This is a genomic window from Solidesulfovibrio fructosivorans JJ], from assembly GCF_000179555.1.
Classification (GTDB): domain Bacteria; phylum Desulfobacterota; class Desulfovibrionia; order Desulfovibrionales; family Desulfovibrionaceae; genus Solidesulfovibrio; species Solidesulfovibrio fructosivorans.
Genome location: NZ_AECZ01000036.1, coordinates 16144 through 41067, shown reverse-complemented (window position 1 = coordinate 41067; position 24924 = coordinate 16144). Strand labels below are relative to the sequence as shown.

23 protein-coding genes and 1 riboswitch are annotated in these 24924 nt (G+C 65.8%); of the genes, 14 read left to right on the top strand and 9 right to left on the bottom strand.

The window, feature by feature from the left end; all coding sequences use genetic code 11:
- Positions 1-57 precede the first annotated feature (57 nt).
- A complete protein-coding gene (locus DESFRDRAFT_RS17775; RefSeq protein WP_005996262.1) occupies positions 58-246 on the bottom strand; it encodes a hypothetical protein in 189 nt (62 codons plus the stop codon).
- Between the two features lie 237 nt (positions 247-483).
- Positions 484-570, bottom strand: a riboswitch (cyclic di-GMP riboswitch).
- A gap of 326 nt (positions 571-896) precedes the next feature.
- Here DESFRDRAFT_RS17775 and DESFRDRAFT_RS17770 point away from each other — a divergent pair.
- Positions 897-2729: an ABC-F family ATP-binding cassette domain-containing protein gene (locus DESFRDRAFT_RS17770; protein ID WP_005996260.1), complete on the top strand. Its 1833-nt coding sequence runs from the start codon at positions 897-899 to the stop codon at positions 2727-2729.
- Positions 2730-3012: 283 nt separating this feature from the next.
- On the top strand, positions 3013-5406 hold the full coding sequence (locus tag DESFRDRAFT_RS17765; protein ID WP_005996258.1) for a methyl-accepting chemotaxis protein: 2394 nt from the start codon (positions 3013-3015) through the stop codon (positions 5404-5406).
- A gap of 202 nt (positions 5407-5608) precedes the next feature.
- Here the strand turns inward: DESFRDRAFT_RS17765 and DESFRDRAFT_RS17760 are convergent, their stop codons facing one another.
- Positions 5609-6574, bottom strand: coding sequence for a queuosine salvage family protein (locus DESFRDRAFT_RS17760; protein ID WP_005996257.1), 966 nt, complete (start codon positions 6572-6574; stop codon positions 5609-5611).
- Between the two features lie 80 nt (positions 6575-6654).
- Here DESFRDRAFT_RS17760 and DESFRDRAFT_RS23165 point away from each other — a divergent pair, with 80 nt between their 5' ends.
- A complete protein-coding gene (locus DESFRDRAFT_RS23165) occupies positions 6655-7320 on the top strand; it encodes an NUDIX hydrolase (RefSeq protein WP_005996256.1) in 666 nt (221 codons plus the stop codon).
- On the opposite strand, the gene DESFRDRAFT_RS17750 is transcribed toward DESFRDRAFT_RS23165, so the two are convergent.
- On the bottom strand, positions 7317-7892 hold the full coding sequence (locus DESFRDRAFT_RS17750; RefSeq protein ID WP_005996255.1) for a class I SAM-dependent methyltransferase: 576 nt from the start codon (positions 7890-7892) through the stop codon (positions 7317-7319). The two genes, DESFRDRAFT_RS23165 and DESFRDRAFT_RS17750, sit on opposite strands and share 4 nt — an antisense overlap.
- A 60-nt stretch (positions 7893-7952) precedes the next feature.
- A complete protein-coding gene (locus tag DESFRDRAFT_RS17745) occupies positions 7953-8567 on the bottom strand; it encodes a TetR/AcrR family transcriptional regulator (protein WP_005996254.1) in 615 nt (204 codons plus the stop codon).
- Between the two features lie 152 nt (positions 8568-8719).
- Between DESFRDRAFT_RS17745 and DESFRDRAFT_RS17740 the strand changes: the two genes are divergently transcribed.
- The 7 genes from DESFRDRAFT_RS17740 to DESFRDRAFT_RS17710 all read left to right on the top strand — a co-directional run bounded on the left by DESFRDRAFT_RS17740 (position 8720) and on the right by DESFRDRAFT_RS17710 (position 16492).
- Positions 8720-9688, top strand: coding sequence for an ArsR/SmtB family transcription factor (locus DESFRDRAFT_RS17740; protein ID WP_005996253.1), 969 nt, complete (start codon positions 8720-8722; stop codon positions 9686-9688).
- Complete coding sequence (ahcY, locus tag DESFRDRAFT_RS17735) at positions 9669-11093, top strand: adenosylhomocysteinase (protein ID WP_005996251.1); 1425 nt, start codon at positions 9669-9671, stop codon at positions 11091-11093. Before DESFRDRAFT_RS17740 ends, ahcY begins: the two co-directional genes overlap by 20 nt.
- 490 nt (positions 11094-11583) lie before the next feature.
- Positions 11584-12768: a GGDEF domain-containing protein gene (locus DESFRDRAFT_RS17730; protein ID WP_005996248.1), complete on the top strand. Its 1185-nt coding sequence runs from the start codon at positions 11584-11586 to the stop codon at positions 12766-12768.
- A 200-nt stretch (positions 12769-12968) separates the two neighbouring features.
- Positions 12969-13463 (top strand): tRNA (N6-threonylcarbamoyladenosine(37)-N6)-methyltransferase TrmO, encoded by a 495-nt coding sequence (tsaA, locus tag DESFRDRAFT_RS17725; RefSeq protein WP_005996246.1) that lies wholly within the window; start codon positions 12969-12971, stop codon positions 13461-13463.
- Between the two features lie 113 nt (positions 13464-13576).
- A complete protein-coding gene (locus tag DESFRDRAFT_RS17720) occupies positions 13577-14275 on the top strand; it encodes a GTP-binding protein (protein WP_005996244.1) in 699 nt (232 codons plus the stop codon).
- Positions 14272-15261 (top strand): ATP-binding cassette domain-containing protein, encoded by a 990-nt coding sequence (locus DESFRDRAFT_RS17715; protein WP_005996241.1) that lies wholly within the window; start codon positions 14272-14274, stop codon positions 15259-15261. Before DESFRDRAFT_RS17720 ends, DESFRDRAFT_RS17715 begins: the two co-directional genes overlap by 4 nt.
- A gap of 7 nt (positions 15262-15268) precedes the next feature.
- Positions 15269-16492 (top strand): ABC transporter substrate-binding protein, encoded by a 1224-nt coding sequence (locus tag DESFRDRAFT_RS17710; protein WP_005996240.1) that lies wholly within the window; start codon positions 15269-15271, stop codon positions 16490-16492.
- A gap of 481 nt (positions 16493-16973) precedes the next feature.
- On the opposite strand, the gene DESFRDRAFT_RS17705 is transcribed toward DESFRDRAFT_RS17710, so the two are convergent.
- A complete protein-coding gene (locus DESFRDRAFT_RS17705; RefSeq protein WP_005996238.1) occupies positions 16974-17489 on the bottom strand; it encodes a class IV adenylate cyclase in 516 nt (171 codons plus the stop codon).
- A gap of 211 nt (positions 17490-17700) precedes the next feature.
- Between DESFRDRAFT_RS17705 and DESFRDRAFT_RS17700 the strand changes: the two genes are divergently transcribed.
- The 4 genes from DESFRDRAFT_RS17700 (at position 17701) to DESFRDRAFT_RS17685 (ending at position 19688) form a co-directional block, all read left to right on the top strand.
- Positions 17701-18132, top strand: a complete 432-nt coding sequence (locus DESFRDRAFT_RS17700) for a flavodoxin (RefSeq protein ID WP_005996236.1) — start codon at positions 17701-17703, stop codon at positions 18130-18132.
- A 102-nt stretch (positions 18133-18234) separates the two neighbouring features.
- Positions 18235-18594, top strand: coding sequence for a tetratricopeptide repeat protein (locus tag DESFRDRAFT_RS17695; RefSeq protein ID WP_005996235.1), 360 nt, complete (start codon positions 18235-18237; stop codon positions 18592-18594).
- A gap of 303 nt (positions 18595-18897) precedes the next feature.
- Positions 18898-19260 (top strand): MarR family winged helix-turn-helix transcriptional regulator, encoded by a 363-nt coding sequence (locus DESFRDRAFT_RS17690; RefSeq protein ID WP_005996234.1) that lies wholly within the window; start codon positions 18898-18900, stop codon positions 19258-19260.
- Entirely contained in the window at positions 19257-19688 is a 432-nt protein-coding gene (locus DESFRDRAFT_RS17685) for a flavodoxin family protein (protein WP_005996233.1), read from the top strand. Before DESFRDRAFT_RS17690 ends, DESFRDRAFT_RS17685 begins: the two co-directional genes overlap by 4 nt.
- Positions 19689-19871: 183 nt before the next feature.
- Here DESFRDRAFT_RS17685 and DESFRDRAFT_RS17680 read toward each other — a convergent pair whose 3' ends face one another.
- The 4 genes from DESFRDRAFT_RS17680 to DESFRDRAFT_RS17665 all read right to left on the bottom strand — a co-directional run bounded on the left by DESFRDRAFT_RS17680 (position 19872) and on the right by DESFRDRAFT_RS17665 (position 24771).
- Positions 19872-21050, bottom strand: a complete 1179-nt coding sequence (locus DESFRDRAFT_RS17680; RefSeq protein WP_005996232.1) for a SpoIIE family protein phosphatase — start codon at positions 21048-21050, stop codon at positions 19872-19874.
- A complete protein-coding gene (locus DESFRDRAFT_RS17675; RefSeq protein WP_005996231.1) occupies positions 21050-22798 on the bottom strand; it encodes a [Fe-Fe] hydrogenase large subunit C-terminal domain-containing protein in 1749 nt (582 codons plus the stop codon). The genes DESFRDRAFT_RS17680 and DESFRDRAFT_RS17675 overlap by 1 nt, the downstream gene beginning before the upstream one ends.
- Positions 22799-22903: 105 nt before the next feature.
- Complete coding sequence (locus DESFRDRAFT_RS17670; RefSeq protein WP_005996230.1) at positions 22904-23146, bottom strand: (2Fe-2S) ferredoxin domain-containing protein; 243 nt, start codon at positions 23144-23146, stop codon at positions 22904-22906.
- Positions 23147-23466: 320 nt separating this feature from the next.
- Entirely contained in the window at positions 23467-24771 is a 1305-nt protein-coding gene (locus DESFRDRAFT_RS17665; RefSeq protein WP_005996229.1) for a DUF2325 domain-containing protein, read from the bottom strand.
- Positions 24772-24924: the final 153 nt, after the last annotated feature.

Sequence of the window (24924 nt, the reverse complement as noted above, 5' to 3'; positions counted from 1 at the left end):
ACGGGTCCGCGTCATCTTGCAGACGCGGACCCGTCCCATACGCCGACGCGGACCCGATCAGACCTTCACGTCAAGGCGTGTGCCCACCCCGGGCTTGGCGTTTTGCACCGGCGCCGGCTGGGCGGGTTGCTGCGCGTTCTCCGCATTCGCGGCGAAAACACGCTTAAAGTATTGCATCTCCTTGTTGGATAGGACGGACGCCGTGGCGTCGCTGCCGCAAAGTCCGATCCCCGATACATTGCTCATGACCGTACTTCTCCTTCATCTCGAGCAACACTCCTGAGGGCCGGTTCGCCTTTTCTCCCGCCGAGGTGAAAGGCGCGCCAGGCCGTAAGCGGCAAAGGCGGAAAGTCCGCGCCCCTCTCCCGAGCGGGGACGATCCATGACGAAATAGGGAATGGGGGTGGAATGGATCAGGCGTCGCGTGGCATACCCGTACCTCCTTTCACGCTGGCCAAGGCGCTGTATCGGAGGATGCGGCGCATTGGCGGCCCGGCTACCGTATCCCTTGCGGGACGTAGGCCCGTGGCTTTGCGTCCCCTTCTTTCGAAGGGTTTGCCTTTTTCAGTGCGGTTTCGTTGTCCGGCACATCGTAACCGTCGCGGAGCGCGGTGTTGTCGGGGCCTAGTGGTTACCGACAAGGACCGCGCGGTCGCCGGGAACACGGCATGCGGACCGGCCTTTTCCGTGGACGCGTTCCCCGCAAGGCGGGGCGGCGCGCCCGAATATGAGGGCGACGCCATCGTCCAATGCAATAGGTGAAAAAGAGATTACAACTATTTTATTCTCTCGTAAATAAACAAACGTCACCTTTCGCTGGCTTTTGCGTCGGAGAGTTGCGTCAAGGGAAGCGATGGTTTGACGCCGGGGCGGCCCATGCACTACTGCAAGCGGCCATGAGCACATGCGTCACGCTGCGAAATATCGCCAAGGCCTTTGGCGTCCGTCGCCTGTTTTCCGATATCTCCCTGGCCGTTTCCGAGAAGGAACGCATCGGGCTGATCGGCCCCAACGGCTCGGGCAAGTCCACGCTTTTGAAAATCATGGCTGGCCTGGAACCGCCGGACGCGGGTGAGCGGACCCTGCGCCAGGGCGTGCGCCTGGCCTATGTCGCCCAGCAGGACAGCTTCGCCGACGGCCTGACCGCGCAAAAAGTCGTGACCCGGGCGGCGTCGGCCGCCTTTGACCGGCCCGAGAACGATCCCGAACAGTTGGCCCGCGTGTCCGTGACCCTGGGTCGGCTGGGCTTCGAGGACCCGGATGTGGCCGTGGACGCGCTTTCGGGCGGCTGGCGCAAGCGGTTGTCCATGGCCCGCGCCCTGGTGACCGAGCCCGACGTCTTGCTCCTCGACGAGCCGACCAACCATCTGGATCTGGCCTCCATTCTCTGGCTCGAGCGGTTCTTGTCCGCCGCGCCCTTCGCCTTCGTGGTGGTCAGCCACGACCGTTTTTTTCTGGAAAAGGTGTCCAGACGCACCATCGAACTCTCCGCCGCCTATCCCCAGGGATACCTCAGCGTGGACGGCCCCTACAGCGCGCTGCTCGAGACCCGGGAAGCCTTTTTGGAGAACCAGGGCGCGTTGGAACAGACGCTCGCCAACAAGGCCCGGCGCGAGATCGAATGGTTGCGGCGCGGGCCCAAGGCCCGGGCCACCAAGGCTAAGGCGCGCATCGAGGCGGCGGGGGAGCTTTTCGACGAACTGGCCGCGACCCGGTCCCGCAACCGGCAGATCGCCAAGGCGGGCATCGATTTTTCCGGGACCGGCCGCCAGACCAAGCGCCTGCTCGTGGCCGAAGGACTGGCCAAGGCATACGAGGGGCGGCCGCTTTTCTCGGGTCTCGACATGGTGCTTTCGCCCGGAGTGCGGCTGGGGCTGACCGGTCCCAACGGCTCGGGCAAGTCCACGCTCCTGCGCGTGCTGGCCGGCGAGGAGCGCCCGGACGCGGGTTCGGTCAAGCGCGCCCCGGGACTCGAGGTCGTGGTCTTCGACCAGAAGCGCGAACAGCTCGATACGGAGCGGACCCTGCGCCAGGCCTTCACCCCGGATGCGGACAGCGTCATCTACCGGGGCAACCCCGTGCACGTGGTGACCTGGGCCAAGCGCTTCGCCTTGCGTCCGGAACAGCTCGACTTGCCGGTGGGACTCCTCTCCGGCGGCGAGCAGGCCCGGGTGCTCATTGCCCGGCTCATGCTGCGCCAGGCCGACGTGCTGCTGCTCGACGAACCCACCAACGACCTCGATATCCCGACGTTGGAGATGCTCGAGGAAAGCCTGTTGGAATTCCCCGGCGCGGTGGTGCTCATCACCCACGACCGGTCCTTGCTCGACCGGGTGTCCACGGTGCTTTTGGGCCTCGACGGCGCGGGCGGTTCGGAAGTCTACGCCGACTATGCCCAGTGGGAGGGCGAGTTCGAGGCCGACCTGCGCGAGCGCGCCCGGGAGGCCAAGGCCAAACGGGAGCCGAGGGCCAAGCCCCGACCCCAGGCCGCGCCGGCCAAGAAGCTCTCCTATAAGGAACAGCGCGAATACGACGGCATGGAAGAAGCCATCGCCGAGGCCGAGGCGGCCCAGCAAGCGGCCATGGCGGCGCTCGAGGATCCGGCCGTGGCCTCGGACGGGGCGGAACTGTCGCGCCGGCTGGAAGTCTTCCAGGCGGCCGAGGCGACCGTGGAAGGGCTTTACGCGCGCTGGGCCGAACTCGAGGCCAAGCTGACGCCGCCCGCTTGAGCGGTGAGGGGACGCAAGCCGGGGCGGAGGTGTCTGTTCGGTTACAGCGGTGAGGATCAGGGCAAGCCGATGGCGTATCGTCCGGCCGTGGTTATTTTGAAAGAATGACCGGCTGCGCGGTATTGGTTTGGCGCCCGCATCGGATTTCGCGCGTCTCTTGTAACAAAGGAAAAGGGGCGTCGCCGAAATGACACATGGATTTCACTGTGTTGTGCGCCAGCGGGATATACCAGAGCGCAAATGCCGCCAGCCGGCGAGCACCGCTTAATCCCCGAGAAGTAGCATGACCCTGAAGTACAAGCTCATCTGTTTCTGTCTGGCCATCAGCATCCTGCCCCTTGCCGTCACCGGCGTCGTCAGCGTGCGCCAGGCCTCCGGCATCCTTGGCGAACAAGCCTTCGGCGGTCTGGCCGCCGCCAGGGACAGCCGCAAGGAGGCCCTGGAAGCCGCCGCCGCCACCTGGCTGCGCGAGGCCGCCATCATGGCCTCGGTCAAGGAAGTCTACAACGCCGTGGGCATGACCCGCGATTATTTCATGGGCACCAAGCCCGGCCGGCGGGCCCCTGTGGATACCCCTGACTACAAGGACCTCCACGAATACGTGGGGCCGGCCTTCGGTCCGTTCACCAAGGTGCTGGGCTTTGCCGACGCGTTGCTCGTGGCCGACGACGGCCGGGTGCTTTTCGGCGCGGCCCAGGGCAAGGAGGTGGGCGAGGACGTCAAGGAAGGGCCGCTTAAAAACACCAGCCTGGCCGCCGCCTGGCGCGGGGCCATGCAGGGCCGCATCGTGTTCGCAGATTTCACCCCCTATCCGCCCCTTGGCGGCGAGCCCACGGCCTTTGTGGCCGCGCCGGTCAAAAACCACACCGGCACTATGATCGAGGCCGCCGCCATCCTGCGCGTGCCCAAGTCCGAACTGACGCGCATCATGCGCCAGGGCGAGGGCACGGGCGTGACCCGCGATTTCCTGCTGGTCGGCGGCGACGGGGGCCTTCGGGTGGAAGCCGCCGCCTCCGATACCGATGCCGCCGTGCCTTCCGGCGACGCCGTGGCCCGGGCGCTTGCCGGGCAAACCGGCAACCTGACCGACAAGGACGCCTCGGGCCATGAAGCCCTGACCGCGTTCGCGCCGGTCCGCTTCGGCGACGTCACTTTCGCGCTTTTGGCCCGCACCCCGGCCTCGGAGGCCTTTGCCGCCGCCCATGGCCTGCGAAACGTGTCCCTGGCCGTGGCCGGCGTCACGGCCGCCCTGGTGCTGCTGGCCGTCACCGTCTTCCTGCGCCGGGAGATCCTCAAACCCCTGGCCGGCATCCTCACCTACCTGGCCGCCGTGACGCGCGGCGATTTCGCCGCCGGGAAGCCGGCGAAATGCAAGGGCGAGCTGGAAGATCTGCGCTCGGGCCTGCTCCAGATGGTCGACGAGATCAAAAACAAGCTGGGCTTTGCCTCGAGCATCCTCAAGGCCGTCACCATCCCCTGCCTCGTGGTCGATACGGCGGGCAAGGTCACCTTCGTCAACCCGCCGCTTTTGCGCCTTCTCGGCCTGGACGCCGATTACAAGGCCGTGCTCGGCCGGCCGGTGGCCATGATTTTCGGGGCCAACGCCGCCGCCGCCGGCCAGATGACCGCCTGTCTCGACGACAACAACTGCCGGCTGGGCGTGGAATTCCAGCTGGACGACGGCAAGGGGACCACGCGCCATGCGCGCATGGACACCGCGCCGCTCTACGACCTCGACGAGGGACTTATCGGGGCCTTCGCCCTGGTGGTCGACCTGTCCGACGTGAAATCCAAGGAAGCCATGATCGTCTCGCGCAACGAGGTGCTGCGCCGGGTGGCCGGGGAGGCCGAGGACATCGCCCGCCATGTCGCCGCCAACGCCGAGGAGCTTTCCGGACGGGTCGCCGCCGTGACCAACGGGGCCATGTCCCAGACCGCCCAGTTGCAGGAAACCGCCGCCGCCTTCGAAAGCCTCAACCAGGCCCTCGATGACGTGGCCTCCGGCGCCGAGGGCGCGGCCTCGGGCGCCGAGTCGGCCATGGCCGAGGCCAGGGCCGGCCGGGAGGCCGTGGAGCGCACGGCCAGGGCCATCGCCCAGGTCAACGGCATTTCCGATGCCCTGCGCCAGAGCATGGACGCCCTGGGCAATCGGGCCGCCTCCATCGGCGGCATCATCGCCGTCATTTCCGACATCGCCGACCAGACCAACCTGCTCGCCTTAAACGCCGCCATCGAGGCAGCCCGGGCCGGAGAGGCCGGGCGCGGCTTCGCCGTTGTCGCCGACGAGGTGCGCAAACTCGCCGAAAAGACCATGTCCGCCACCAAGGAGGTTTCCTCCTCGGTCCATGCCGTGCTCTCGGCCGTGGACGACAGCGCCGGCAAGGCGGCCTCCGCCACCCAGGCCGTGGCCGAAGCCGACGGACTGGTGTCCCGCTCGGGCGAAACCCTGGCCTTGATCGTCTCGCGCTGCGAGGACGCGGCCCGGGCCGTGCGCGCCATCGCCGCCTCGGCCAAGGCCCAGGCCAGCGCCCACGACGAGATCAACCGGGCCGTGTCCACCATCGGCGAGGTGGCCGAGGAAACGGCCATGGGCATGGACGAGGCGGCCGGCTCCGTCACCGACCTTGCCGGCCAGGCCGGCGAACTCATGCGCTTGATTGAAGATATGCGGGAATAGAGGAGGGGAGAGAAAAGAGTGGAAGAGAATGCGAGAGGGGCAACCCTTTAAAAAGGGTTGTCCCCTCTCGCGCTCTCCCCTTCCTAAATTTTTAATAATATAAATGAGTAACGAGTACTCATTCGTTATCGTCAAAAGTCTTTGGAAGGGGGCTTGGGGGGAAACCTTTCTTCAGAAAGGTTTCCCCCCAACTCTTCCTCCTCTAATAATACCATGTACGGCAGCGGGGGCGGGGCACGGCCTTGGAGGCGGGGCGTTGGCCCTTGTTCCAGAGCAGGAAATCGAGCTGCAACGGGCTCGCTTCCTGGCCGCGCTCCCGCAGTGCCGCCGCGATGCGCTCCACGGCCTGGACCGTGGCCGCCCGCATTTCCACCTCCTGCGGCGAATCCTTTTCCAGCAACTCCCCGACGGCGATGCGCGCCGCGAGTCCGGCCTCGAAGCGCAGGATGCCGTCGAGGCGCAGCACGTGGGGCACCAGGTTGTCCGCGAAGACGGTCAGCTCCCCCAGGTCGTCAAAGCGTCCCGGTCCCTGGCCGTCGAAGGCCACGGCCAGATCCGCCGCCGTGAGCTGGGCCCGCTTGTAAAAGGCCGTGGCTTGCCCCATATACGGCTGCTCGTCCCGGAAAAGTTCCATTTGCGCCAGGATGCGGCACAGGCGTTGGGCGCTGCCCGAGGCCGCCTCGATAAGGCGCGGCGCGCTGCCGCCATACTCCTGCTCCAAAAGCCGCCCCAGATCCTGAAGCGCCCGGGCGAAAAGCCCCATGAGCTCCATGGCCACGGGGTTTGCGCCATCCTGTTGGAACAGCTTTGCCGCCGCGTGCGGCGTCATGGCCAAAAGCGCATCCGCGTGAAGGGGGCCTTTGGCGGTAAAGCGCTCGGTCAGCCGGGTGGCCACGGTGAAGTAGCCCGAGCGCCCCGGCACCTTGCGCAGGTGGGGAAAGTAGCCGGAGCCGAAATTGACGGCGTCGAGGATGAGGAAAAAAAGGGCCGTGTCCGCGCCATGGCCGAGGTAATGGCTTTTCGGATCGTGCCGGGGCGCGGCCAGGGCCGCCAGGTCCAGCCCGGCGGCATAGGCGGGGATCGCCTCGTCGTTTATGGTCACGAAGCGGGCCGTGCGGCAAACCCGGGCCGTTTCGTCGCGGATGCGCCTGAAAAGGGATGCGGACATGGGGGCTCCTGGCTGTTTTTTGACTTATTGTATAAAGTACAATAACAACGGCGACGGGAGGGCGTCAATGCGGAGGCAATGTGGTTTTTGATCGGGGACGGGTGAGTCTGGCCGTGGACTGCGCGGTGTTCGGCTTTGCCGGGGAGGGCTTGCGTGTCTTGGCTGTCAGGCGGGGCGTGCCGCCTTTTGCCGGGAGTTGGGCGCTGCCCGGCGGCTTTGTCGAGGCGGGGGAGACGCTGCTTGCGGCGGCGGGGCGGGAATTGGCGGAGGAAACGGGTGTCGCGGCGGCGCGGTTGATCGAGGTCGGTTGTTTCGACGCCCTGGACAGGGACCCGCGCGGCCGGGTGGTGTCCGTGGCCTTTGCCGGGCTTGTGCGGCGTGAGCATTTGACGCTTCGGGCCACGGCCGACGCCGGGGAGGCCCGCTGGTGGGACCTGTCGGACCGGCCGGCATTGGCCTTCGACCATGAGGCGATCGTGACGGCCGCATTGGAGCATGTGCGCGCGGCCATGTGGGAACGGCCCCTGGCTCTGGAGCTTTTGGGGGAGCGTTTCACCCTGGCCGAGGCCCGGGCCGTGTACGAGGCCGTGGCCGGCGCGCCGTTCGATGTGCGCAATTTCCGCAAGCGGCTTCTGGCCACGGGCCTGGTGCGGCCCCTCGACGCCCGGGAAACCGGGGTGGCCCACCGGGCGGCCCGGTACTATGCCCGAAGCCGGAACGCCGCGTCCGGAGGCCGGGCCGGTTAATCCCGCGCGAAAAGCGCCGACAGGCTGAGCCGGATGCGGGGCGCGGCAATGAGCCGGAATCCCGCGTTTGCGGCAAGCTCGAGCGTGCGCTGGAAATCCGCCTTGGCGACATGGAAGCGCGGCTCGGCCAAGAGCAGCTTGCCGCCGGGTTTGAGGATACGATGGAGTTCGGCCAGGAAGGCGGCGATGTCCGGCGTTTCGTGGACCATGTAGAAGGCCAGGGCGAAATCCGCCGGCGTGGTCAGGCCGATGGACGCGGCTTCGCAGCGATGGCTGATGATGCGCGAGGCGAGCCCGGCGCGCTCGGCCCGGCGGCGCAGCATCCCCAGCATCTCTTCCTGGAGATCCACCGCGATCACGCGACCGTTGCGGCCGACCAGCCTGGCCAGGGGAAGCGTGAAAAAGCCCGGGCCGCAGCCGATGTCCACAGCCGTATCGCCTTCCCGGACCAGACCGCGCAACATCGCCTCGGGATGGTGCACCAGCCTGCGCAGGGAACTGGCCAGCCAGCCGGCGTGGCTCGCCGGGCAGATATGGGGGCTTTCCGTTTTTGCCGACGTATTTTCGCTCATGGGATGCTCCGTGTTTTGGGGATCATGATGCCGGGCATGGTTGGTTGGCGCATGCCCCTTTCAGCCGTGTGACAGAAAGGCCAGGCTCCCGGGCGCGGCGCCGAGGACCCGTTCCAGGATATCCTGGGCGGCGTCCTCGCGGGTATCCGCTTCCGGCTTGCCTGTGATCTCGGCCTGGCGGAGACGCAGGCCCTGGGCCATGATCAGAAACGCGGCGGTCGTTTCGGGATCGACCGTGGTGAACAGACCCTCGCGGTTCCCCTGGCCGATCACTTCCGCCAGCAGCGGGACAAGGGCTTTTGCCTCGATGTCGCGAACCTTTTGATGCAGCAGCAGGTTTTCGGGTTTGTGGACATGGCATTGCAGGCTTGTCCGGGTATGGCGCTCTTTTTCGTGGACGCGCCAAAGGTCGCGCAGTTTCTCGAGGGCGTTTCGTCCCGGGTCGGCCAGGATGGGCTCGATCGTTTCGAGAAAAAGGCCGATCCGGCGTTCCGCCAGGGCCTCGAGCAGGGCTTCCTTGGATTTGAAGTGCCAATAGAAGGTGCCTTTGGCGACGCCGACCTTGGCGATGATGTCGCTAACCGAGGTTTCGTCCACACCGCGCTCTTCGAACAGCGCCCGCGCGGCCTCGAGAAAATCCTCGCGCCTGTCTTGCGGCGTTTTGACGGTACGCATGCTATGCCCCGTGACTGGTCTGTTTCAGGAACAGTATTCATTGACCGACCGTCGGTCAATAGGTTTTGAGGCGCTTGAGGCGACAGGGAGGGAACAAACGGCTTGACGGGGTGAAACGAAATCAGTAGGTGAGCATATCAGGATATCTTGATATGCTGAAAAACGTCGAAACACCGCTGCCCTGGTTCAAGGCCCTGGCCGACGAGACCCGGTTGCGCCTGATCCGCATCCTGGGCCGCCATGAGCTGTCCGTGGGCGAGATCGTGGCCGCGCTCGGCATGGGCCAGTCGCGCATTTCGCGCCATCTCGGCATCCTGGTCGGTTGCGGGCTGCTTGCGAGCCGTCGGGACGGGGCCTGGACTTTTTACAGCCTGGCCGGGGGCGGACCGCAAAAGGATTTTTTGACGGCGCTGGCCCCATGGCTGGCCGTGGCCGGGCCCGAGGCCGATCTGGCCGCCGTGGACGCGGTGCTGCGCGAACGCCGCCAGGAGACGCGGCGCTTTTTCAACGCCATCGCCCCGGACTGGGCCCGGCTTCGCCGCGAGGTGCTGGGGCCGGTGGACCCGGCCGCGCTGGTGCGCGAGGTCATGCCCGGGCGCGTGTCCCTGGCCGCCGATCTCGGCTGCGGCCCGGGGGAGATGCTGCCCGTTTTGGCCGAGCGCGCCGCGACCGTCATCGGCGTCGACAGTTCCCCTTCCATGCTCTCCCTGGCCGAGCGCCGCACGGCCGGTTTGCCGGTCGGGATGCGCATGGGCGAACTCGAGCACCTGCCCATGGCCGACGGCGAGGCCGATTTCGCCGTCATCTGCCTGACGCTGCATCACCTGCCCGATCCGGCCGCCGCCCTGGCCGAGGCCCGGCGCGTGCTTGCGCCAAAGGGCCGGCTGGCGGTCATCGACTTCACCCCCCACGGGGACGAGGCCATGCGCCGCCGTTTCGGCGACCGCTGGCTGGGCTTTTCCCGGGAGAAATTCGCCGCCTGGTTTGCCCGGGCCGGCTTCGATTTGGAAGCGTATTCCGAACATCCCGCCAACAAGGGGCTTGTCGTGGCGCGCCTTGTCGCCCGGCCCCTCCAAAACACATCCGCCAAAGGAGACGAACATGAGCGTGAAACCGCTTGATTTGACCCTTCCCTACAAGGTCGCCGACCTGTCCCAGGCCGATTGGGGCCGCAAGGAGATGCAGCTTTCCGAGGGCGAGATGCCCGGCCTTATGGCCGTCATCGAAAAGTACGGCCCGCAGCAGCCCCTGGCCGGCATGCGCATCACCGGCTCGCTGCACATGACCATCCAGACGGCCATGCTGATCAAATGCCTGAAAGCCCTTGGCGCGGACCTGCGCTGGGCCTCGTGCAACATCTACTCGACCCAGGACCATGCCGCCGCCGCCATTGCCGCCGACGGCCTGGCCGCCGTGTTCGCCTGGAAGGGCGAGTCCCTGGAGGACTACTGGTGGTGCACCGAGATGGCGCTCACCTGGCCCGACGGCTCCGGCCCGGACCTCATCGTCGACGACGGCGGCGACGCCACGCTGTTCGTCCACCACGGCTGCAAATGCGCCAAGGACGACAAGGTGTTAAACGCCCCGGCCGTCAACAAGGAGATGGGCATCATCATGGACCGCATCCGGGCCGCCGTGGCCGCCGATGCCGGCCGTTTCGAGCGCCTGGCCAAAAAGATCCGCGGCGTCTCCGAGGAGACCACCACCGGCGTGCACCGGCTCTACCAGATGATGCAGGCCGGCGAGCTGCTTTTCCCGGCCATCAACGTCAACGACTCGGTCACCAAGTCCAAGTTCGACAACCTCTACGGCTGCCGCGAATCCCTGGCCGACGGCATCAAGCGCGCCACCGACGTGATGGTGGCGGGCAAGGTCGTGGTCGTGGCCGGCTACGGCGACGTGGGCAAGGGCTGCGCCCAGTCCATGCGCGGTTTCGGCGCCCGGGTGCTCATCACCGAGATCGATCCCATCTGCGCCCTGCAGGCGGCCATGGAAGGCTATGAAGTCACCACCATGGAAGAGGCCTGCCCCCTGGGCGACATCTTCGTGACGGCCACGGGCTGCTGCGACGTCATCACCGGCGCGCACATGGAAAAGATGAAGGACGGGGCCATCGTGTGCAACATCGGCCACTTCGATTCCGAGATCAGCGTGGCCTATCTGGAAAGCACGCCGACGTGCAAAAAGGATCAGATCAAGCCCCTGGTCGACAAATGGACCATGGCCTCGGGCAACGCCATCCTCATGCTGGCCGAGGGGCGGCTCGTCAACCTCGGCTGCGCCACCGGACATCCGAGCTTCGTCATGTCCAACTCGTTCACCAACCAGGCCCTGGCCCAGATCGAGCTGGCGACCAAGGAGTACAAGACCGGCGTCTACACGCTGCCCAAACTCCTGGACGAGGAAGTGGCGCGGCTGCACCTGGACCGCCTGGGCGCCAAGCTCGAAACCCTCACCAAGCCCCAGGCCGACTATCTCGGCATCAGCGTCACCGGCCCCTTCAAGCCGGAGCATTACCGCTATTAGGGAATGTTGGGGGGAAGGCGCGGGAGGGGAAACCCTTTTAAAAGGGCTGTGGCCCCTCTCGCGCTCTCCCTTTCCCAAAAGTGATCCTTGGGATGGTTTGGGTAGGTAACATTTTATTATTGTGGAAGTTTTTGAGAAGAGCCGGGAGATGCCCTGTCATGCGAAAGGGTGTCTCCCGGCTTCTTTTTGGGGATTGGGGTGAGGGCGTTGTTTTTCAACGCAGGGGATGTCGCTGGCCGGTGTGTGTCGCGGCGATATGCCGGCGGTATTGTGGAAAAATGGATAGCCCTGGCGCGATAGGGATTGTTTTCTCTCGGTTGCGCCTCGCGGTGCCGGACGTTGCGGCCGCTCACTGCGGTTGGAGAGACAGAATTACACACCCCTGTCACGGATTGATATTTTGCACAATGGGTCCATATTTTGCGTTACGACATGAAATGATCGAAGAAATGTTTGCTCCTGTTCTGAAAACGCGATATCCAGGCCGGCAATGCAGAATTTCGATTTCAAGACGGCCTCCGCCATTTATGTCGTCAGCAATTTTTGCATTGCCAGTTTGCTGGCCGTGGCCTTTGCCGACAGCCGGGTCAGGGGGACGCGCCTGTGGATCGCCGGGCTTTTCACGTTGATCTTTTCGACTCCGTTTTTCGCTCTGCGGGATGTCATTCCCCCCGACGTGGCCATTGTCCTCGGCAATGGCCTGTTCGCCCTGGCCTGGGTGCTCTTCCAGGCTTCCTTCGACGCCTTTTACGGCAATCGCCGTCCGCCCTGGCAACGGGGCTTGCCGATTTTTCTGGCGATGGTTCTTGCCGCCGGCCTTCTCGATGCGGTCAAGGTCCGGTCATTGTCGTTGACCACGCTGTACATGCTCCAAAGTCTGGCCATCGCCGGCACCATCGTGGTCAGACGTCGCGAATTCCGGCTGCGGGTGATCGCCATCCTCGCTTCGGGTTATGTCCTGGCCGCCCTGTCGTTTATGGTGCGCGGCCTGGCGGTGTTTTTCGACCCGCTGGCCAACCCCGACCCCTTTGCCCCGAGCATGTCCCAGGACATCGCCATGGTGCTTTCCGTGCCGAGCCTGATCGCCTGCTCCTTCGGCTTTGTCCTTCTGCACCGGGAACGCGTGGAAAACGAGGTCCGCCAGTTGGCCGACATCGATCCCCTGACCGGCCTGCAAAACCGTCGGGGGTTCGAGGCGGCCTTTGCCAAGGAATTGCGGGAGGCCGCCGATGCCGGCAGTTGGACCAGTCTGGCCCTGGTCGATATCGACCATTTCAAGACCGTCAATGACCGCTATGGCCATGCGTTGGGCGACGAGGCGCTGCGCACCCTGGCCCGGATCGTGTCCAGGGAGCTTCGGGGCGGGGATTTGGTGGCCCGCATCGGCGGGGACGAGTTCTGCGTGCTGCTTTCCCGCACGCCGCCGCTTCGCGCCGGGGTTGTGGCCGAGCGCCTGCGCCGGGCCGTGGCTTCCAACGATTGGACCTCGCTCGGGCTGACCCAGCGCCTGACCGTCACCATCGGCCTGTCCAGCCACAAGGGCAGCGAAGCCGACGACGGCGAGGACTTCATGCGTCTGGCCGACATGGCCCTGCTCACCGCCAAGGGCATGGCCCGGGACATGGTCCTGCATGCGGACCAGCTCACCGGCCGCACGGCCGAGGCCCGGCCCTGATTTTCGCTGTCGCAAGAGTCACTCCTTTCACCATTTTCGTGTCATTTAAGGCGGTTGCCTTCCTCGCGACAAGTTTGTATCGCTACACGACGGATTTGTCCGGGACGCCGGGCATCCGTGTCTAATATCCCGTAATCACGGGGCGGAAGAAGTGGCCCGGATCTTGATAAGTATCCTGCAACCGCCCGCGAGGAGCCACCGTGAACATAATCCCGGAAGACATCGCCTACCGTCCCATCGGCATTCTGCGTTCCCCGTTCACCGACATCCAGGGCATGCCCGTGCAGCCCGTGGGAGCCCTGGGCGTGACAGGGCATATCGAGGTGCACCCCGACTTCGCCGAGGGGTTGGCCGACCTGGAAGGGTTCTCCCACGTCTTTCTGCTCTACCACCTGCACCGGGTGCGCGGGTACGACCTGACCGTGCGGCCGTTTCTGGACAACGCCGACCACGGCATCTTCGCCACCCGTTCGCCCAAGCGGCCCAATCCCATCGGCCTGTCCGTGCTGGAGCTGGAGGAGGTTTCGGGCCTGACCGTGCGCCTGCGCAACGTCGACGTCCTCGACGGCACGCCGGTGCTCGACATCAAACCCTACGTGCCGCACTTCGACGTCTGGGAGGCGGGCAAGGTCGGCTGGTTCGCCACCAAGGCCCGCAAGGCCGACGGCTATATTTCCGACGACCGCTTTCGCTGATCGCCCGCAACCGGAAATCTTTCGCGATTTCGGCTTCGTTCCGGTCGGGTTGCCCTGACGCCGGCCGTGGCCTACCGTGGCCCGAAGCCGCGCAAAGGAGAACCCTTTCCGTCATGAAATGCGTCACCGTGGCCGGACCGCCCGCCTCCGGCAAGACGTCCGTATTGCTTAAGACCGCTTCCATCCTGGCCGGCCGGAGCCTTTCCCTCGGGGTGGTCAAGTTCGACTGCTTGGCCAGCCGCGACCGCGAGGCCTATGCCAAGGCAGGGGTGCCGGCCGTGCAGGGCCTGTCCGGTGCGCTCTGCCCGGACCATTTCTACGTGTGCAACGCCGCCGACGCCCACGCCTGGGGCACGCGACAGGGCGTGTCCATCCTGGCCATCGAGAGCGCCGGGCTGTGCAACCGCTGCGCCCCCCACCTCGAAAGCGTTTTGGCCGTGTGCGTGGTCGATGCCCTGTCCGGCATCGACACCCCGGCCAAGATCGGCCCCATGCTGCGTCTGGCCGATGTGGTGGCCATAACCAAGGGCGACGTGGTGTCCCAGGCCGAGCGCGAGGTGTTCGCCTTCCGGGTGCGCCGGGTCAATCCCCGGGCCACGGTCCTTTTCGTCAGCGGCCTGACCGGCCAGGGGGCCGACGCCCTGGCCCACGTCATCGCCGCCGCCCCGGACACCCCGACGCTTGACGGCGCGAGCCTGCGCTTCACCATGCCGGCGGCCGTGTGCTCCTACTGCCTGGGCCAACGCCGCGTGGGCGCGGACCATCAGATGGGCAACGTGCGCAAGATGGATTTCGGCGAGGCGGCGTCATGAGCGGCCGCACCTTCGGGGACATCTGGCGCGAGCTGCCGGCCGGGCGCGATTTTTTCGGCGTCCAGGGCCTGCCTCCCCCCGTCGACGCCATCACGCCGGAAGCCTACTTCGCCGCCCTGACCGAAACCGCCCTGGCCGAGGTCGGGCTGTCCCGCGAGGAGCTGGCCGAACGCTTCGCCCGGTTCGCCGAGGCGCTTGAGCACCTGGACGTCTCCGGCCCCAGGGTCGACTCCCTGGCCATTCGCGGCGGCACGGACAAGCGCGGCCGGCCCGAAGCCCTGGACCTGACGCTCACCCCGGGCGACGTCGTGGCCCTGGTCGGCCCCACCGGAGCCGGCAAAAGTCGCTTTCTGGCCGACGTGGAATGGCTGGCCGACGCTGACACCCCCACCCGACGCCGGGTGCTCTTAAACGGCGCGACGGCCGACGCCACGGCCCGGCTGTCCTTGTCCGGGCGGCTCGTGGCCCAGCTGTCCCAGAACATGCATTTCGTCATGGACCTGGCCGTGGGCGAGTTCCTGACCGCCCACGCCGAAAGCCGCCTGGCCGCCGATGTCCCGGCCGTTGTGGCCGAGGTGGTCGCCCTGGCCAACGACCTCGCCGGCGAACCGCTCAGCGCCGAAACGCCCCTGACCGCGCTTTCCGGCGGCCAGAGCCGGGCGCTCATGATCGCCGACGTGGCCCGCCTTTGCGCCTCGCCCATCGTGCTCGTCGACGAGATCGAAAACGCCGGCATCGACCGCTGCAAGGCCATTTCCCTTTTGACCGGCAGCGGCAAGATCGTGCTCGTGGCCACCCACGATCCGCTGCTCGCGCTTCTCGCCACGCGCCGGCTGGTCTTCGCCGCCGGGGCCGTGGCCGCCGTGATCGAAACCTCGCCGGCCGAGCGCGAAGCCCTGACCGCCCTGGCCGCCATGGACGAAAAGCTCGCCGCCGCCCGCGAGGACCTGCGCCGTGGCCGGCCCGTACGCTTTCCCAAGGAGTGATCGCCGTATGTCCGTTTTGGAGGAAACCTCCCTCGATCTGCCCGTCACCCGTTTTTTGGCCCATCATCCCGCCGGCCGCGACGTCCTGGCCGCCCAGGGCGTGGCCGCTGTGGCCGATGCCGAATTTCTGGCCTCCGCCGCGCCGTTTCTGAGCATGCGCACCTTGCTCGCCCTCCACGGCCTGTCCGGAAAACTTTTTCTCGAGGCCCTGGCCGGCCAGGACCGCACCGCCCCAAGCGGCATGCAGCCGCTTTTCTGCGACGGTTACAACGCCGCCGGGCCGGGCCTGCGCATGTTTTTGAGCCTGCCCTGTCCGCTCAAGGCCCCCATGGGCATCGCGCTTGAAAACCTTAAGGAACGCCTCGGCCCGGACGCCCCCTGGCCGCGCATCTTCATGGACAGCTGCGGCAAGCATACGCTGAACGACTTGGCCAGCTCCCTGACCGATCCGGCCGAGGTCCCGGACCTGATCGTCTCCTCCGGGCTCAACGGCTTTTTGTCCAAAAGCTTTCGCGACCGCTTCACCACCGGCGACCTGTTTGCGCCCCTTCCCCAGGATATGCACCCGGCCCTGGCCGACGCTAAACTGGCCGATCCGCGCGGCATCTGCCGCATCTACGGCGTCAACCCGCTGGTCATCGTGGCCGTGCGCTCGCGCCTCGGCGACCTTCCGGTGCCGCGCTCCTTCGACGACCTGCTGGACCCCGCCTACGTCGGCAGGATCGGCCTGTGCGGTCCGCCGGAAACCGCCGGCGACTCGACCCTGCTCCTAAACATCCGCCTCAAGCACGGTCCCGAGGCCCTGGCCGCCCTGGGCCGGGCCATGATCTGCGACACCCACCCGTCCCAGATCTTCCGCCCCGGCCCCGGGGCCAACCCGCCGCCCATCGGCGTCATGCCCTACTTCTTCGCCAACGCCGCCCCGCGCCAGGACGACGTGGAAATCATCTGGCCCGACGACGGCGGCCTCGTCTCGCCGCTGTTCGTCATGGTCAAACAAACAGCCGCCGAAGCCCTGGCCCCCCTGGTCGACTTTTTTCTCGGCCCGGAAACCGCCGCCATCGCCTCCGGAGCCCTCATTCCCCCGACAAGCCCCGCCGCGTCCTCGCCGCTCCCCGACGGGGCTTCCGTGCGCTTCATCGGCTGGGACGTTCTCGAAGAACACGACCTCGGGCCGCTCATCGCCGCTTCCGGCAAGCTGTTCGCCGAAGCGTATTACGCCAGCCATTAGTTTAGTAGTGATGAGGCGCCTCCGGCGGCCAGGGGAGGCTCTGCCTCCCCTGGACCCCTTCGCCGGGGGGCTTGATGCCCCCCGGTCCCCCCTTTACGCTTTGCCGGGTGGGACGACGGCAGGTTGACGGCGAGGCGGTTTGATCTTGCCGCCGCAATCGGCCCGGCGACACGAGGCGCTTTGCGCCTCGACGCCGGACACGATTGCGGCGGCAACCACGCCAGCGGCGAAACGCCGCATTTAAAAGCAAGAGTTTTCTTTAAAAGTTCGCCCCGAAGGGGCGACGGCGTGGGGGTCCGGAATTTTTCCTGACGCGCCTGCCGCGTAGCGGCGGCATCGTCAGGAAAAATTCCGGACCCTCCCCAGGCATCCGCCTGAGCGTCTGGCCAACCTCGCCTCCACCCGGCAGAGCGAGTAGGGGGGCGCGGGGGGCATCAAGCCCCCCGCCGGGGTGTGGGGCAGCGCCCCACCCTCCTCCCGTCTACCCTCCTCCCGCCAGTAGATCGACGTAGGCCTTGGCCACGAGTTGTTCCTGGCTGATGCCGAGTTGTACGAGCAGGGCCTTTGCGGTCGCTTCGCCGGCTGTGGCGGATTCCGTTGGTTCGAGGACGACTTCCAGTTCCAGGAAATCGCCGAGTCCTTCCACTGCGTCCAGGTGCAGGCGTGTGCGTCCGATGAGAAAGAGGGTGCGTTTTTTGCGCACGCGTCCGGCCTGTCCGTAGGCCGCGGTCAGGGTTTGGCGCAGGGTGTCGGGTGCGTGGGTCGGTGAGATGGTGTATTCGGACGTCTTGGGGCCCTGGCTGTCCGGGCGTTGGTAGAAGATCAGCTCACCGGTTCCGTCCGGAAAGGCGCGCAGTTTGAGCCGGCCGTTTGGGCAGGGAAAAAACGTATCGTCCTGGAGAAGTTCCGTCGGCCCGGCATCCGCCAGTTTTGCCGCCAGGGACAGCATGGCGTCGACGCTGTCGATCTTGGCCTTGATCTCCACGTTTCGGGGCATGGGCGCTCCTTGGTATTTTGGGGAATGGCGGCAATGCCGGGGCGTTGTCTAGCATGATCGCCTGGGACGCTGAAAGTCGGGCGGAGCGGTGGGATGAGTTTTTGCCAGATTATATTGACAATGAAATTCATTATCATTAAATAGGGAGCCCACAGGGACGGCCGCGGACAAAGGTTGTCGTCTGAAACGCGAAGCCCGCATGGAGCACGATATGGGAAAAGCGCTTGTGGTGTACGGGTCCACGACCGGCAATACCGAGACGGTGGCCCAGGTGGTGGCCAAGACGCTGGAAGGCGAGGGCATGGAAGTGGTCCTGAAAGATGTTGCCGGCGTCAAGCCGGGAGGTTTGGCCGACGGCTATGACCTCGTGCTTTTTGGTTGTTCCACCTGGGGCGATGACGAGATCGAGCTGCAGGAGGATTTCATTCCCTTGTACGACGGGCTGGATGCGGCCGGGCTTTCCGGCAAGAAGGTGGCGGTCTTTGGTTGCGGCGATTCGAGCTACACGCATTTTTGCGGCGCCGTGGACGCCATCATGGAGAAGGCTTCGGAGCTTGGGGCCAAGGTGGTCGATTTGCCGCTCAAGATCGACGGGACCCCTGACGAGGCCGAGGCCCGGACGTGGGCGAAGAACGTCTTGTAGGCGTTTTGGCGCTACGACCCCGGCGGGAGACGGGGCGCAGGAGACGGAGAGCATACGGGAGCAATCGGCGGCTGCCCGGCGGCCGTATCGGAGGATAGGTTTATGGCATGTGTGAACGGAAAATGCCGCTTGGCGAGCAGTGTGCGCGAACTGCGCGAGGCGGGCATGGATGCGTTGCGCGATGGCGACGTGGTCGGGGCCGAGGCGCTGTTGCGGCGTTCGGTGGCCATGTCCGAGGCCGGCGGCGGCGTATCGACGGCCACGGCGCATTCGGTCTACAGGCTGGGCATGGCCCTGCACGCGGCCGGACGTCAGGACGAAGCGGCCGAGCAGTTCGAGAAGGCGCTCTGGCTGGTCCGGGAGCGGGCCGGATGCGGCAGCAAGCTGTACCGGAAGATCCTCGGGCAGTTCGCCGAGGTCATGCCTTCGCGGGCGCCGCTTTGCGAATGCGATGCCGCGTAAAAGACAATCCGCTTGTCGGCTGTGCCCCATCGTCCGCGAGAAGACGGTGGGGTTTTTTTTTGTCCATTCCCCTCCCTCAAGCCATGGTCGCAGCGCCACGGCCTGGGATTGTTTTATCTTGGCAATAGTAAGTCGCCCTAGAGTATGGCGGCAAATGAAGCAAACACTGCATCCAAAATATGCTTCCGTCCTGGAAAAGATCACCCGGGTGGGACACCCCGATCTGGAGCCCATTGCCCGTTGTTTTGGGTTGTTGAGCGCGACGGCGGCCATCAACGGGGCATGCGATCGAGGGCTGGGGCCATGGGGTTTTCGGAGGGGCGGTTCGTCCTGCTTTTGCCGCTGCACGAGGAGCGGGAAGGGCTTTTCCCGCATGAACTGGCCCGGCGGGCCGGAGTGACGCGGGCAACCATCACCGGGGTGCTCGACAACCTCGAACGCGACGGTATCGTGACGCGGCGGGCCTGTTCGTCGGACAGGTGGAAGCTACGGGTCTGTCTTCCCGAAACGGGTCGCGATATGGCCGCGCGGCTGTACCGGTCGCATACGGACTGGGTCGCGTCTCTTTTTTCCGATGTCACCGCCGAAGAGGCCCGCGTGTTGGATGGGCTGTTCGAACGGCTCTCCCGTCGCCTGGAAGCGGATGCCAAAAGGGAGGAAATGTGACGCACATTCTTGTCTTGACGAGCAGCTCTCGCAAGAAGGGAAATTCCAATCTGCTGGCGGCGGAGGTGGTGGCGGGAGCGCGGAAGACGGGGCATGAGGTGACGGTCCTGGATCTGGCCCGGATGACGATCCACGGCTACCGGGATTGCGGCGCCTGCGAGGGGCCTTCCTCTGCCGGCTGCGCCATCAAGGACGATATGGCCACGGTGTATCCGGCGCTTTTGGCCGCGGACGGCGTCATTCTCGTCTCGCCCATCTCCTGGTGCAACCTAAGCGGCCAGATGAAACAGTGTTTGGACCGCTGGAAGGGCATTACTCCCGACAGGGAGCATAATCCGCTTCGGGGCAAGAAGATCGGCGCGGTTTTCAGCTATGGGGATACCGATGTGCTGACGTCGGGTTGCGCCAATGCCATCAAGTCGCTTTAAGATATGTGCGCCTACGCCGGGGCCGACTGGCTTGGGGCCGTGTACGGCACGGCTTTTCGGGCGGGGGATGTTCGGAACGATCCGGCGCTGCTGCAAAGGGCGGCCCGTTACGGCGCTTCTCTTTGAAAAAAATGGGGGAGAGGGGAGCGGCTGAGGCTCCCCTTCCGCGTTTCGACTCTTTTCCTAAAAAAACTGCATCTTGGTTTCCTTGAGGTATTTCTCCTCGAGGACGCGGCAGATGCGTTTGATGATGTTGCGCCGGATTTCCAGATCGATGGGCAGGTTGGGGTCCTGGTGGGCTTCGTTGATGCGCGCGCCGACCACGAATTCGATGGAATCGCTGTCGAGCAGGATGTCGTAGAGCGCGGTGGCCGGATTTTTCTCGCGGGGCGGCTCGTCGCTTTCCAGAAGCTGGGCCACGCGGGTGAGCGTCAGGATGCCCTCGGTGACGAGGTCCACCCCTTCCATGTCCGCCGCCGGGGGGATGTCGCCGCCGCCCGCGCCCATGAGGTTGTCGCGGATGGCGCGGCCCAGTTCCCGGCCCACGATGTTGGCCGTGGTGCCGCCGCAGATGATTTTGCGGCCGTCGAAATCGGCCAGGGTTTCGGCGAATTCCTTGTCGCGGCCGGCGGCGTAGGGCGGCCCGGTCAGCACGATGGCCCGGCGCGGGCGGCGCAGGTAGATCACCGCCGCCGTCATGTCGTCGTAGGCCCGTTGGAAGGGCTCCTGGCGCAGGGCCATGCCCAGGATTTTCTGGGAGAGCGCCCGGGCCGAGATGTTGGGGTCGGCCGCCACCTGTTCCAGGGCGTAGTCCCGGCAGCCCTTGATGCGCCAGCCCAGGCGCAGCCGCTCGGAGCCGAGCCCGGCCTGGGTGATGCCGTCGGAGGTGCATATGAGCCGGTCCCCGGGGCGCAGCTTGACGTCGTAGACCCGGATCACCCGCTCGTTGTAGCGCGGGGTGGAAACATCCTCGAATTCCAGGTTCACCACCGCGCCGTCGCGCACCAGGGTCACCGGCGGGTTGTCCATCTCGATCACCCGCGCCCCGCCGGTCGATTGGATGTCGATCACGGTGAAGGTGGCGTAGCTGATCTTGCGCACCTGGCACACGGGCAGCGCGTCCATGATGACCTCGGCCGCGCGCACGATGTCCATGTCGCTGGCCGTGTACTTGAGCGCCATTGTGGCCGTCATGAGCGACAGGATGGAGGCCTTGACCCCATGGCCCAGGCCGTCGGAGAGCACGGCGATGATGCGGCCCTCGTCGGCCAGGCGCAGGGTCTTGAAGGCGTCGCCGCAGATGTCCTCGCCGTAGCGGTTGCGCTGGGCCGCTTCCACCTCGACGAATACGTCGTCCGACATTAGCGCCGCCCCCGCAGGTCTTTTTCGGAGATGGGCTTGGCGGCGCTGGAAAAGCCTTCCGAAAGGGAACGCAGCAGGATTTCCGTGTCGGCCATGTTCTCGCCCAGGCGGCAGGCGATCTCCTGCACGGTCTCGAGGTTCTTGCGGATGATCTCCCGGGCCCGCTGGGCGATTTCCTCGCGGCGCAGTTCCGAACCCGTGACGTCGAAGATCACGCCGCCGATGACGCTGCGCGGCTCGATGGTGAAGATGGTGACGCTAAAGACCCGGTCGTCCTGGCGCAGCGCGTCGCGGTGGATGTCGGTTTCGGATTCGAGCGCCCGGCGGAACAGCCCGATGAAGGGCACGATCTTTTCCAGGGCCGCCCCTTCCATGCCCGGACTCGCCTCATAGGCCGTGAGCGTCTCCTCGCCGAAAAGCCGGGCGAAATGCTCGTTGCATTCGATGATGTGGAGCCTGGTGTCGGCGATGACCACCCCGGCCGGGATGCAGCGCAAAAGCGCGTTGGCCTTGCGGGTGGCGCGCTTGCGCAGGAAATGGACGCACATCGACGGCTCGGCCAGCCCTTCCAGCATGGCCCTGGCCAGTCCCCGGCAGGTCTCGTGGCCGCAGCCGCCGCAGTTGATTTCGTCCTCGGGCGTGAATTTGCCGATCAGCCGCAGCACCCGCACGTACTGGTCCTCGCTGTAGACGGGCAGGTCCACGGGCGCGGGGTTTTTGCGCTCGTTTATGGGCACGGCCGGGGTGCGCACCGGCTCGTCGGGAGCGGGCTTGACCGCGCGGGTGAAGACGTCGAGCTGGTCGAGCAGGCGCGGCCGGCGGCTCGAGATGCACGGTCCGCGCACGCAGCCGCCCACGCAGGCGAGCATCTCCACGAAGACCGGCTGGGGCAGCACGTGGTTTTGGATGCCTTCCAAGGCCTCCTGGATGGTCTGGATGCCGGAGAGGGTGGTGAAACAGACGTTCTTGTTGCCGGTATAGGCCTTGACCGTGTCGGTCATGCCGCCTTCGATGGGGTAGAGCGCTCCCTCCTTGGCCGCATGGGGTATGAAGACGTCGGCCGGTCCGGGGACGAGGTTCGCGGGGTTGATGTTTTCCTGGCGCAGCATGGCCCGCAGGTCGGTGAAGGTCATGGCCGCGTCGAGCAGTCCCGGGTGGTTGTCGGCTTCGGTTTTCTTGGCCACGCACGGGCCGAAAAAAACCACGCCGATGTGTTGGCCGTAGGCCCGGCGCAGCATGCGACAGTGGGACAGAAGCGGCGAGAGCAGCGGGGTGAGGTTGGGCACGAGCTCGGGCATGTAGCCCCGGATGAAATCCACCGAGGCCGGACAGGCCGTGGAGAGCATGAGCCGGGGCGCGCCCTGGGACAGGGCCTTGGCCACGCCGGCCGAGACCTCCTGGGCGCCGAGCGCCGTTTCCGACACGCCGGAAAAGCCCAGTTTGCGCAGGGCGGCGATGAGGGCCTGGGGCGAGACGTCGGGAAATTCCGCCACCCAGGACGGGGCCAGGGAGACGTAGGCCGGCCGCTGGGACCGCAACAGCTTGAAGACCGCGAAAAGGTCGCTGCGCACCTGCTTGGCGTGGGCCGGACAGGCGGCCACGCACTGGCCGCAGGCGATGCACAGTTCCGGCACCACAGTGGCCCGGCCGTTTTCCACCTGGATGGCTTTTACCGGGCAATGCCGCAGGCAACGGTAGCAGTCCTGGCATTCGGTTTCAATGGTATAGATGGGATAGTGCTTGAGCATGCCATCTCCCTTGGTTCCGACATGGAACGCTGCAAGGGATATTGTCGGCTTCATGAGCTGCGAAGGCAAGGAGAAAGGGGGAAACGGTCGGGCATCAGGGAACCCTTACGCGGAAAGGTGGCGACTTAATAGTTCCATCAGGCGTTCGCCGTTGATTTCGCCGTAAAGCTGTCCGTCGATGCGGATGTTGGGGCCTGTCGTGCACTGGTCCTCGCACCGGCTGCCGGTGAGGACCACGCTCTCGGAAAGCCCATGGTCCGCAAGGTACTGCTCGATCATCAGCAGATGCTTCTTGTTGCCTCGGGCGAAACACGAACTGCCCATGCAAATGACGATTTCATGTTTCATGGCAGCGGGCCTCACGTTGACACTTTTTTCACAAGTTACCCGCCATCGACACGCCTCGCAAGCCCAAAATAGTCCGATTGATGCAAAAATGCAGCCGGCGGTCCCCATGCGCCGGTAACGCCGCGATCCGGCTCCCGAAACGCCCTGTTGTCGAAAAAAAATAAGGATGAGGGGCGCGGGCGCAAGAGGGACATGCCCGGAAACGGAATCGGCGTTGGCGCGGGGGCGGCGACGCCGTCTCCTTTGGCGGGGCCGGCGTGACACCGGCGACCAAAGGATAGCCGGGAAGGCTTCGCGACGCAACCGCCCGCGCGGACGTGTTATTGCGCCGGGGGCGCGTCGAGTTCGGCCAGGGACCGGGCCAGGCTGGAAAGGCCCGAGGACCGGGCCAGGATCAGCGGTTTGAGGCAGCCCCGGCAGGCCTGCTTGACCAGGGAACAGGCCTCGTGGCTCACGCAGTCCACCGGGCACACCACCGCGTCGGCCGAGCCAAGCAGTTCCCAGAGGCGGTGGGCCGACTGTTCCCGGCCGCCGTCGTGGTGCATCAGCTCGCAGCCGAATTTGGAGGCCAGCAATTTGTAGTGGGCCACAAGCGAGCAGCGCCCGCCCACGTAGAGCACCCGCTTGCCGGCCAGTCCCGGGTGGGTTTGCGCGGCCGGACAGGGGCAGTCCCCGCCGCAGACCCCTTCGGGCAGCCCTTGTTCCCGGCAGGGGCAGACATGCCCTTCTTGCAGGGCCTCGATATCGTCCTGGTGGTGCTCGGCATGGGCGGCATGGGCCGCGGCCGCGTCGCCGAGGGCCGCGAAAAGCGATGCCTCCAGGGCCGTCACTTCGCTGTTCCGGTCGTCCAGGTCGCGCCGCGCCGTGGTCAGCTCGGCGTGCATCTTTTCCAGGGCCAAGGCTTGCCGGCCGGCCTCGGCTTCGGTCGCCTCCAGCTGCTTGGTCGTTTCCGCCAGCTGGCGGCTCAGGATGTCGCGGTCGCGGCGCACGGCGGCCACGGCCGAGTTTTCGATGGCGGCCTTGAGCGAGATGCGTTCGCGTTCCGCCGCATGTCGTTGCCGCCGCTGCTCGGCCAGCTCCTCCATGGCCTCCCGGCAGCGGTTCTTCCAGACGCCGACGGCTTGGCGCAGGACGCTTTTTTGATCCTCCAGGGCGGCGGCGGCTTCGGAGAGCTTCTCCTCGAGCCAGGCCAGGCGCGACAGGTCGGCCCGGTTGGCCGCGCCGACCCGGTGGGAAAGCATGTGCACTTCGCCGTAGACTTCGCGCATGAGCCATTGTGGCACGTTCGGATGGGACATGATCGCCCAGAAGGGGCCGGGCACGTCGCCGGCGTCGGCCCGTTCCCGCCACATGCGTCGCAGTTTTTCCGGGTCGTCGACGCGCAGGAAGGCGCGCAGGTCCTTGCGGTATTTCTTGTCCAGAAAGCGTTGCAGATACTTGGCCGGCGCGCCTCCGGCCACCTTGGCCTGGCCCACCAGGAAGCCGTGGGCGTCGTAGTCCGAAGCCTCGTCGGGCACGGCGTCACCGCATTTGCGGCAGATCCGGCGCAGTTCGGAAATGGTCAGGCAGGTGCCCACGATGGGGCAGGCGAATTCGGCGTTTTCGTGCAGGGTCTTGCGCTGCATGGCTCCTCCCCGGCCCCGGGCGGGACCGTATGGAACGGATCTACACGAAAATGAAAATCATTGTCAATTAGAATGCGTTTTAAGAAGGAAGCATGCGAGAGGGGAAACCCTTTAGAAAGGGTTCTCCCCTCTCGCGCTCTCCCCTTCCTAAAT